The following is a 9,810-nucleotide window of genomic DNA, read 5'->3' as shown; positions in this document are numbered from 1 at the left end:
CCTTCCTGAAGCTCCCCGTCACCCATCAGCACATAGACCAATTGTTTATCACCGTCCAGCTTTTTGGTCTGGGCAGCACCGATCGCTACCGAGAGCCCCTGTCCCAAAGACCCGGAGGCGATCCGGATTCCCGGCAGGCCGTCATGCGGGGTCGGGTGTCCCTGCAAACGTGAATTGATCTTGCGGAAAGTAGCCAGCTCGCTGGCCTCAAAATAACCGGCACGCGCTAAAGTGCTGTAAAACACAGGGGAAATATGACCCTGTGAAAGGAAGAACATATCTTCACCCTTTCCTTCCATCTGGAAGTTGGTGTCATGCTTTAATACATGAAAGTATAAAGCCGTAAAGTAATCGGCACATCCTAAAGAGCCTCCCGGATGGCCTGAACTGCATCCGTGTACCATGCGAACAACATCGCGCCTTACCTGCGAAGCGATGCTTTCTAGTTGTTTAATATCTGCACTCATTTATATTGGGTTATTCTAAATTTATGTGGCTAAAGTTAAGTATTGTGAATGGTTTAGCAAAAACTAAACGGATTCGTATAGGTCGAGTATCTGTTGACTCGCTTCTTTGTTCTTTACTTTGGTAATAATGTGTTCTATAATTCCAGATTCATTGATTACAAACGTGGTCCTTTTCGTACCCATGTATTTCATTCCATATAGGTTCTTCTCTCCCCATACCTGGTAATCCTGAACCATCTTTTTGTCTTCATCCACTAATAGATTGAAGGGTAAGTCGTGCTTTTTTGTAAATCGTTGATGCGAAGCTTCGCTATCAATACTAACACCTACTACTTCAAAGCCTTTATGGAGTAAGCTTTGATAGTTATCTCTAAAGTTGCATGATTCGGTCGTGCATCCTGGTGTATTATCTTTTGGGTAGAAATATAGAATAAGTTTTTTTCCACTGAAATCAGCCAATGAAACAGTTTCACCTGCCTGATTTTTTGCTTTAAAGTCTGGAGCTTTATCTCCAGCTTTTAATTCTTCCATGTTGTTTAAATTTATCGACTAAAGTTTACTTGATAGATACGTTCGTTATCTTTCGCATCTTTTACTATGAGTTTGAATGTATGTTTCCCCTTTGTTAAACTTGATTCAAAGGTATGCCACAGCGAAGCTGTTTTAGAATCGTATTGCATTAAAACCCATTGGTCGTCAATATATCCATTAAAAGATTTTATTCCTGCTAAATTATCAGATATTTTTAAATTAATCTGAGAAACACCTGTCATAACCTTATTTTCACTTATATTAAGAGGTCTGATAACAGGTGCTTGTGTGTCAACTCCAATGTAAAAACTTCCGAGTTCTAATACATTTCCTGTCACGTAGCCGTCTTTGTAAGTGCCCCCAGCAGAAAACCCCCGACTATTTATAAACAATGCTTTGCTTTGGAGATCAGGAGTAAGTTCAGGGTTAGCCTTTATACTCAGAGTATATGAACTATGAAGAGGAATCATCCGATTGTGTACATGATGAACCTCCGAATAGCCATTTGCCGGTTTGGCTGATTTCGAGTACAAAAAGTTTAAATCGCTGTATAAAGAATTGGCAGGGATATCAATGAGGATATCTTCCTTCTTAATAATATTGACTTTGTTATAAGGAAGGAGAGATGTTCCACTCTTTAAATGTTGATCAATTACTAAAGATGGGTCATAACGTACTGAAAAAGACAGAGAACTTGTATTCCCTTTTATATCCTTTACTTGATACAACATTTCATGAACCTTATCATCTTTTAAATCTATCAGTCCATTATTAACTAAATTACTGTAGATAGTTAACGGATTTCCCGGTTCAACAAAGCTTTTTTGTATTCGCTGACTTTTGAATATATAGGTTGCAAAGTCAATATAGGAGTTTAATGCACGATTATGATTAAAGAAAAGTCCGGTAAATGCTGAGCGGTAAATTGTATTACCATCTAATGAAAGTTCGACGGAATATATTCCATTCTGATTTGCAGAAGCAGAGTTTCTGTCGACTGCCGCAATACCAAAACCTGTATTTCCATTTACAGTGATTACGCGGGGAGAAGATAAACGATATTTTCCATTACTTCCTGTAATTTGAAGATGGTCGCGGGGAGTGTTTTCTGAGAAGGGAGCTTCTCCAAGCCGAAATACGGTAAAGCCGGTAATGGTAGGAGGGATGGCATCGGGAATTGTTAAGCCAAATAATTGTGGATTAATTGTTTCTTCACTTTTAGTATCCCTTAATTCAAAATGGAGATGAGGACCGCCAGAACCACCTGTATTTCCTGAATAAGCAATGATATCACCTTTTTTTACTTGAATAACATTTTTTCCCGGCGAGAAGTCTACGTCAAACTGCCGGACTTCGTATTGTTTATTTTTAACGGTAGCAGCAATCGTATTATTGAATTTTTGCAAATGCATATATACACTTGTATATCCGTTTGGATGATCAATGTATAAAGCATTGCCTCCTCCACCAATTTGAACACGTGCTCTTGAAATAAAACCATCAGCAACCGCATAAACCGGGTAGCCTTCGCGTTGGTTTGTCCGGTAATCTGTACCTGTATGGAAATGATTGGCGCGCAATTCTCCAAAGCTGCCTGACGCTTGAGGTGCTATATCAAGCGGTGGTCGAAAATAATTCTGAGGGAAAGTTCTTTCAGGATTCTGTGCAGAGACGAAATATATAGATAATATAAGAAGTAAAGTTAGTGATCCTTTCATTTGTATTATTCTAACATAAGATACTATTTAATATGGAAGTCTAATAGTTTTCTTTCTTCAAGATAGCCAACTAAATGATCTCCAACCTGAACAGGTCCTACTCCTGCCGGAGTACCTGTAAAAATCAAGTCTCCTTTTCTTAAGGTAATATATTGGGAAACAAATGAGATAACCTTTTCAAAAGAGAAAATTAATTTGCTGGTATTGCCATGCTGCACCCTTTCATTATTCTTGTCCAGGAAAAAATTAAGATTATACAGGTCAGGGAATTCTTCTTTTGCAATCATTTTAGAAATGGGAGCAGAATGATCGAAGCCTTTGGCTAACTCCCAGGGCAATCCTTTCTCTGCATGTTTCTGTTGAATATCACGAGCTGTAAAATCAACTCCTAAACCGATCTGGTCGTAATAATTAGCTGCAAATTTCTCTGCAACATGTTTGCCCTCTTTACAAACACGTAGAACTAATTCCAGTTCATAGTGGATGTCTTTTGAGAAATCAGGATAATAAAAATCTTCATTGTCTTTAAGAAGGGCAGTATCGGGCTTTAAGAAAATTAAAGGTTCGCTTGGGATTGCATTTTTTAATTCATTAGCATGCTCAATATAATTGCGGCCAACTGCAATAATTTTCATAAAAATAAGATTTGTGGAGAGTCCGGTTAAAGAACTCTAATGTTGAACAAAGGATTATTATAAAATCTGTATTCTTTTTACAACCGTTTCTGTACCCGCCATAATGCGAATAAAGTAGAATCCACTTTTAAGACTGCTATTCAGGTTGAAAGTATGTGTTTGGTCTCCTTCTGCTAATCGCTGAGAGAGTAATGTGTTAATTTCATTTCCTAAAGCATCCATAATTTTAATGGAGACATTAATGTCTTTGCTTAGCTTAAAAGATAGGTTGATTTGACCAGATACAGGGTTCGGGAAAACCTTAACATTGCTTATTGTTTTAATGTTTTCTGTATTGGTTTTTTCTGTGTTAGTTGCTTTAAGATAGGGGGTATATGGTGCAAAAGGCTTAAAGATAATAAGGTTATCTTTTGGCTTATTAGCACGGGTATCTACCAGTTTTCCGCTTACTTCTTTTGTTTTAAGTGTATCAGCAATCGATGCCTGAATTAGGGCAAAACTATTGCCTGCAGTACCTAGCAGGGTACTGAAACTTAAAACGATTACAAGAAAAAAGTAGAGGTTCTTCTTCATATGCTATTTGCTATAACAAAAGTATAACATTATTCTTTGAATTTACTATAAATTGTAATAAAGATACGTCTTTTAACAATTTTTAACAACTGAATACGTTGGTCATTATCGTATTCATAATGTGCAAACAAAAATAATATTGCAGATGTTTTAGGAATACCTACATTTGCTGAAAATATAATAAAATTTTGGAGAAACCTAGAAGTTTACATAAACTAAGCTCAGCAGGGCTGCTTATTAGCTTAGGAATAATTTTTGGCGACATTGGTACCTCTCCATTATATGTTTTTAAAGCCATTGTTGGTGATAATATCATTTCCTCTGACCTAATATTAGGAGGTCTTTCCTGTATTTTCTGGATATTAACACTTCAAACTACAGTAAAGTATGTGCTGATTGTATTAAGGGCAGATAATAAAGGTGAAGGTGGAATATTTTCGCTCTATACTTTAGTTAAAAGAAGGGCGGCATGGTTAATATTTCCGGCAATGATTGGAGGGGCTGCACTTTTAGCAGATGGAATGATTACACCTCCTATTACTGTTTCTTCGGCAATTGAAGGATTGAACATTTATTTCCCTAATCTTCCTACCGTACCCATTGTAATTGTAATTATATCATCCCTGTTTCTTATCCAACGTTTTGGAACTTCCATTGTTGGACGAGTATTTGGCCCTTTGATGTTTTTATGGTTTAGTACCATGGGAGTTTTGGGTATGGCATATGTAGTCGATCAGCCTGAAGTTTTTAAAGCTATTAACCCTTATTATGCTTATAATATATTAATCAACTATCCGAATGCCTGGTTGATTTTGGGAGCTGTTTTTCTATGTACTACGGGTGCTGAAGCGTTATATTCAGATCTGGGACATTGTGGGCGTTCAAATATTCGGGTTAGCTGGATATTTGTTAAATCTTGTTTGCTTTTGAATTATTTCGGACAAGGAGTTTGGCTTTTGCAGCATCAGGGTTTAAAGTTGAATTATCAGAATCCATTTTACTTGATCATGCCCGATTGGTTCTTAATGTTTGGGATCGGGATTGCGACAATAGCTGCAATTATAGCAAGTCAGGCTATGATTTCAGGATCATTTACACTGATATCAGAAGCAGTAAGACTGAACATCTGGCCAAAGGTCAGAATTAATTATCCAAGTAACCAAAAAGGTCAATTATACGTACCATCTGTTAATTTTATTCTTTGGATTGGCTGTATGATCGTAGTTCTTATATTCAAGGAGTCTCGAAATATGGAAGCTGCTTATGGCCTGGCTATTAATATTACGTTTTTGATGACCACCATTTTAATGGCATACTACTTATCGAAAAAACATTTGCCTAAATACCTTGTCTGGTTGTTTTTCGCAACATTCTTGATTATGGAGCTATTCCTGCTGGTAAGTAATGGAGTGAAGATCGTACATGGTGGTTGGTTAACAATTATATTGAGTGCTTTCTTGTTTATTATCATGTTAAGCTGGTGGTGGGCTAGAAAAATCAAGAATGATTTTGTACGTTTTGTAGATATTGAACACTATTATCCTATTCTAAAAGAATTGAGTGAAGATGAGTCAGTTCCGAGATATGCATCACAATTGGTTTATCTGACTTCTGCTAATTTTAGTTCTGAGATTGAGTCTAAGATCATGTATTCCATATTGCAGAAGAAGCCAAAGCGAGCGGATGTTTATTGGTTAGCTCACGTTGATGTGACTGACGAGCCGTACACCAACGAATACAAGGTAACGCAACTTATTGATAGAAAATTGATCCGGATAGACTTTAGACTGGGATTCCGTGTTGAGCAACGAATTAGTTTATTACTGCGGAAAGTGATAGAGGATATGGTTAAGAATAAAGAGATTGACATTACCAGTCAATATCCAACCTTAAAGAAGTATGGACTTGTGGGTGATTTTAAATTTGTTGTATTGCAAAAAGTGATCTCCAGATCCAATGAATTAAGCTTTATTAAACGGATTGTAATCGATATTTATAATATTCTACGGAGATTGAGTCTTTCAGATGAGAAGGGTTTCGGACTTGATTCAAGTTTTGTAACTGTAGAACGAGTGCCTTTGGTTGTGGCTCAAACCAAGGAGATTACAATGAAGCGTATCCCTTAAACCGCTTCCTTCTTTAGCTATTTCATTTTTAAAGTCAGTAGGCTCTTCTTGTAATTGATGGTCGCATGATATTTAAATAGTAAATCTCCTCCAATTACTCCAATTATAGGTTCCTGTTCAATTTGCTCATAGGCAAAATTGATTGTTGATAAATCTAAAACAGCAACATTATAATCTTTTAAGTGCAAGTCGCCGATCTGAAGATCAGGAATATTTAGAACATAGCTTTCCATTGATTTAGTGCCTAAACCAGTTGATAGTTGATCGGAAAGTTTTAACAGGTCCGGATTGATATGCCTCTCCATGGTTGTTTTATCGAAAACGGTTTTGGAAGCACCGGTGTCTAAAACAGCCTGAAATGGCTGATTAAAAACAATGACTTCCATAAGTAAATGGAAGCCATCGTCTTGTAAATTCAATAAAGTCAAGGGTATTTTTATCATTTTTAAATAACCCCAGTTTCTGTTAAGATATTATTCATTGTTCTTACAGCATTTGCACTACTCTCAAAAGCTGCTTTTTCTTCTGCATCCAATTCTATAGGAAGAATTCTTTCTACACCATTTTTACCAATAATAATAGGAACACCTAAACTGATATCGTTCTGATCAAATTCACCTTCAAGGTAAACTGAAGCTGTAAATAATTTCTTTTCATCTCTAACAATACTTTCTACTACAGCGGCACTTGAAGCTCCCGGAGCGTACCATGCAGAAGTACCAATAAGTTTTGTTAATGTAGCTCCACCAACCATCGTAGCACTAACAATTTCGTCTTGCTGTTCTTTAGTCAGGAAATTAGTTACTGGTATGCTATTCCAGGTTGCATGCTTAATAAGAGGAATCATGGTTGTATCACCGTGTCCGCCAATAACAATTGCATTTAAATCAGCAGGAGAAGCCGAAAGTTTCAGGCTTAATTGATAGCGGAAACGAGCTGAATCTAAAGTTCCTCCCATACCGATGATCCGATTCTTAGGGATACCGGTAGATTTTAATGCTAAATAAGTCATGGTATCCATCGGATTGGAGACAATAACAAGGATTATATCGGGTGAGTATTTTAATAAGTTTTCAGCTACATTTTTAACGATGTTAGCATTGGTTCCAATTAATTCTTCTCGGGTCATGCCTGGCTTACGAGGAATCCCTGATGTTATAACAGCCACTGTTGAACCTGCAGTTTTGCTGTAATCGTTGGTTACACCCTGAATACGTGTGTCAAACCCAAGAAGAGCTGCTGATTGTGAAATGTCTTGTGCTTTTCCCTCTGAAAAGCCTTCTTTAATATCTAAAAGGATTACTTCTTCAGCTAATTCTTTTCTTACAATGTTGTCTGCTGTGGTTGCTCCAACAGCTCCAGCACCTACTACGGTTATTTTCATAATTGCCTAATGGTTATAATAGTATTTATTATTTGTAATAACCTGTTTGGTTATTTAGGCAAGATAAAAATAAAAGTAGAATTTATCAACTGAGCGTTAAAAAGGATAGCCTATTGCCAGGTTAAAGATCAAGTTGTTTTTTCTCCATTCCTTATCCCCGAAATCAATCTTATCCAACACCCATCGATCACCTTTTGGTAAATAAGGTATCCGAAGTGGGATAGCGAGATCTGTTCTTAAAACAAGGAAAGTTAAATCAAATCTGAGCCCTACACCAGCACCCACAGCCATCTCATTCATGAAGTTTTTGCTGAACTTACCTCCGGGTTTATTTTCATCTTCGTTTAAAAGCCAAATGTTTCCTGCATCAACAAATGCGGCACCATGAACAATGCTAAAAAGCTTCTTACGGTACTCGGCATTGAGTTCTATCTTTATATCGCCCGACATATCCGGGATAAAATCTCCGCCATTTATTGCTTCCGGCTGATAAGATCCTGGGCCAATGGTACGAGCTCTAAATGCCCGCAAACTATTAGGTCCGCCTGCATAAAACTGTTTAATATAAGGCATGGTTCTGGAGTTGCCATAAGCATAGCCAAAGCCAATCATGGCACGTGCTGCAATTTCAGAATTAGAGCCCATTTTTGTGTAATTACGGAAATCAGCTTCTGTACGAATATACTGTGCAATAGGAGCATCCAGGAAATTATAAATTTTGCCCTCTTTATAGTTAGAACCATTTATTAAGCCCAGGATATTTCCAGATAAATCTAATCCTGCTCTTAAATACATGGTGTTTTTACGCTGCTGTTCCATTGTGTTGGTGAACGTAAATACATAGTTAGGGCCAATAATAAATTGTTTCTCAATAGCATGTCTTAAATTCGGATTTTGCTGAAGCTCTAATTCATACGCATCAGTGATACTTCCTGAACGTACATAAGCAACTTCTAACAAGCCTAAAGCATGTTCTTTTCTAACATTTTCTCGCCAGGCATATCCAAAATTAAAGGACATTGAATTTAAGTTGTATGCATTTGTGCGGTTTAGTAATTCATACCTGGTTTTAATAGTAGTATGAGGTACATAGCGCCGGGTCGGGCTCCAATTAAACGGAGAAACAATTTTTGGAAAGGTAAGGCTCGCTTCAGCGCCATAGCGATAGAAACTTGAATTTAAGCTTACATTTCCACCCGTTTGGAATTCATAACCGCCAAAAACAGAGATTCTTAGTTGTTCTGCTCCCTTAAAAGCATTTCTATGAAGCCAGCTGACGCTTACATCTGAACCATTATACACGGAAGCTGTTTTTCCAAGTATTTCAAAATGCAGCGACTTGACAGGCTGTGGTGTCAAATAATAATATACATCCAGTAAGTTGCTGTTGGCAGAATCAACAGGTATAAAGTTATTTTTCACAAACTTAAAGGTTCCCATACCTATAAGTTGAGAGATGGACCTGGTATGGCTGCTTCGATTATACAGACTGCCTTTCTGGAAAGACATAGGACGGATAATTTCACGTTTCCTGTAAGTATGCCCGGGGTCTATAATATGATAACCCTGATAGGTACTATCAGTTGGAATTCCCATTTGATAGTCTCCTTGTTGTAAGCTGTAATCCGGAAATATATATATATTATTGATGTAATAGGGGTGAAGAGCCATATCAGGCGCATTATCCTTAACTGTTACATATAAATTCACCTGATGATTACCAATGGTACTGTCAACTTGAATTAATAGAAGATCCGGATTAAAGTAATAATACCCTTTCTCTTTTAATTCATTATCAATACGATTTCTTTCATTGACGATAACATCAAAATTATAAGGATTGCCAGGTTGCAGGAGAGATTTCTCTTTAGAGTCTGCAATAATTTTTCCAAAATCAGTACTGTCTAACTCAAAAACAACTTCTTTAATCTTATAGTTTGTATTTGGTTTAGCAAAGTATGTAATGGTGGCTTTCTTCTTTTTAACTGTAGTATCTGAACGAACCTCAGCATTAAAGAAACCAATGTTTTCTAAACGATTCCTGAGCAGGTCTTCATTATAAGTTCTACTAACATCACTTAATAAAACAGGTGGCTCACCTACTTTATATTTTAACCAGCCTTTTATACCTTTTTCACTAACTGAGTCCCCTGCAATGTTATAGAAAAACAATTTAGGGCGGAGCCCGAAAATGCTGGAATTTGGTTGAGGTCTTAAATAGCCTTCTAAATTCTCTTGTAAAGGTTTTATGTATTTCTTTGGAAAAGATGTATCAGGTTCTAATTCAACCTTGCCTTTTACATAAAGTATTTCACCCTCCTTTAGATATTTAATATTACTACAAGAGCTAAAGAGAGCAAGCATACATAGTAAAAA

At 36.9% G+C, this 9,810-nt stretch carries 8 protein-coding genes and 1 pseudogene; 1 reads left to right on the top strand and 8 read right to left on the bottom strand.

Going from position 1 to position 9,810, the window contains the following annotated elements:
- The 5 genes and pseudogenes from C8N28_RS13585 to C8N28_RS13565 all read right to left on the bottom strand — a co-directional run.
- Positions 1-467: pseudogene (locus C8N28_RS13585) on the bottom strand (transketolase); the annotation flags it as partial.
- 63 nt (positions 468-530) lie between these two features.
- Entirely contained in the window at positions 531-998 is a 468-nt protein-coding gene (gene bcp, locus C8N28_RS13580) for a thioredoxin-dependent thiol peroxidase (protein ID WP_132225790.1), read from the bottom strand.
- Positions 999-1,009: 11 nt separating this feature from the next.
- Positions 1,010-2,716 carry a M23 family metallopeptidase gene (locus C8N28_RS13575; RefSeq protein WP_132225788.1) on the bottom strand — a complete coding sequence of 569 codons (1,707 nt, stop codon included), beginning with the start codon at positions 2,714-2,716 and terminating at the stop codon, positions 1,010-1,012.
- A gap of 23 nt (positions 2,717-2,739) precedes the next feature.
- Entirely contained in the window at positions 2,740-3,351 is a 612-nt protein-coding gene (locus C8N28_RS13570; protein ID WP_132225786.1) for a fumarylacetoacetate hydrolase family protein, read from the bottom strand.
- Positions 3,352-3,408: 57 nt separating this feature from the next.
- Complete coding sequence (locus C8N28_RS13565) at positions 3,409-3,924, bottom strand: T9SS type A sorting domain-containing protein (RefSeq protein WP_132225784.1); 516 nt, start codon at positions 3,922-3,924, stop codon at positions 3,409-3,411.
- A 188-nt stretch (positions 3,925-4,112) separates the two neighbouring features.
- Here C8N28_RS13565 and C8N28_RS13560 point away from each other — a divergent pair, with 188 nt between their 5' ends.
- Positions 4,113-6,050 carry a KUP/HAK/KT family potassium transporter gene (locus tag C8N28_RS13560; protein WP_132225782.1) on the top strand — a complete coding sequence of 646 codons (1,938 nt, stop codon included), beginning with the start codon at positions 4,113-4,115 and terminating at the stop codon, positions 6,048-6,050.
- Positions 6,051-6,067: 17 nt separating this feature from the next.
- Here the strand turns inward: C8N28_RS13560 and C8N28_RS13555 are convergent, their stop codons facing one another.
- The 3 genes from C8N28_RS13555 to tamL form a co-directional block, all read right to left on the bottom strand.
- A complete protein-coding gene (locus C8N28_RS13555; RefSeq protein WP_132225780.1) occupies positions 6,068-6,493 on the bottom strand; it encodes a retropepsin-like aspartic protease in 426 nt (141 codons plus the stop codon).
- A gap of 2 nt (positions 6,494-6,495) precedes the next feature.
- The gene (locus tag C8N28_RS13550; RefSeq protein WP_132225778.1) at positions 6,496-7,434 is read right to left on the bottom strand and encodes a malate dehydrogenase; all 939 of its coding nucleotides are present in this window, start codon (positions 7,432-7,434) and stop codon (positions 6,496-6,498) included.
- A 96-nt stretch (positions 7,435-7,530) separates the two neighbouring features.
- Positions 7,531-9,798, bottom strand: a complete 2,268-nt coding sequence (gene tamL, locus C8N28_RS13545; protein WP_246012836.1) for a translocation and assembly module lipoprotein TamL — start codon at positions 9,796-9,798, stop codon at positions 7,531-7,533.
- Between the last annotated feature and the right edge of the window lie 12 nt (positions 9,799-9,810).

It is taken from the genome of Albibacterium bauzanense, assembly GCF_004339765.1.
Lineage (GTDB): Bacteria > Bacteroidota > Bacteroidia > Sphingobacteriales > Sphingobacteriaceae > Albibacterium > Albibacterium bauzanense.
Note: the sequence above shows the minus strand (reverse complement) of the source record. Positions and strands in the feature narration are given on the sequence as shown.

Excerpts from the sequence above, each read along its gene's own strand:
- tamL (WP_246012836.1), bottom strand. The coding sequence starts at position 9,798 with ATGCTTGCTCTCTTTAGCTCTTGTAGTAATATTAAATATCTAAAGGAG.
- C8N28_RS13575 (WP_132225788.1), bottom strand. The coding sequence starts at position 2,716 with ATGAAAGGATCACTAACTTTACTTCTTATATTATCTATATATTTCGTC.
- C8N28_RS13550 (WP_132225778.1), bottom strand. The coding sequence starts at position 7,434 with ATGAAAATAACCGTAGTAGGTGCTGGAGCTGTTGGAGCAACCACAGCA.
- C8N28_RS13555 (WP_132225780.1), bottom strand. The coding sequence starts at position 6,493 with ATGATAAAAATACCCTTGACTTTATTGAATTTACAAGACGATGGCTTC.
- C8N28_RS13565 (WP_132225784.1), bottom strand. The coding sequence starts at position 3,924 with ATGAAGAAGAACCTCTACTTTTTTCTTGTAATCGTTTTAAGTTTCAGT.
- C8N28_RS13570 (WP_132225786.1), bottom strand. The coding sequence starts at position 3,351 with ATGAAAATTATTGCAGTTGGCCGCAATTATATTGAGCATGCTAATGAA.
- bcp (WP_132225790.1), bottom strand. The coding sequence starts at position 998 with ATGGAAGAATTAAAAGCTGGAGATAAAGCTCCAGACTTTAAAGCAAAA.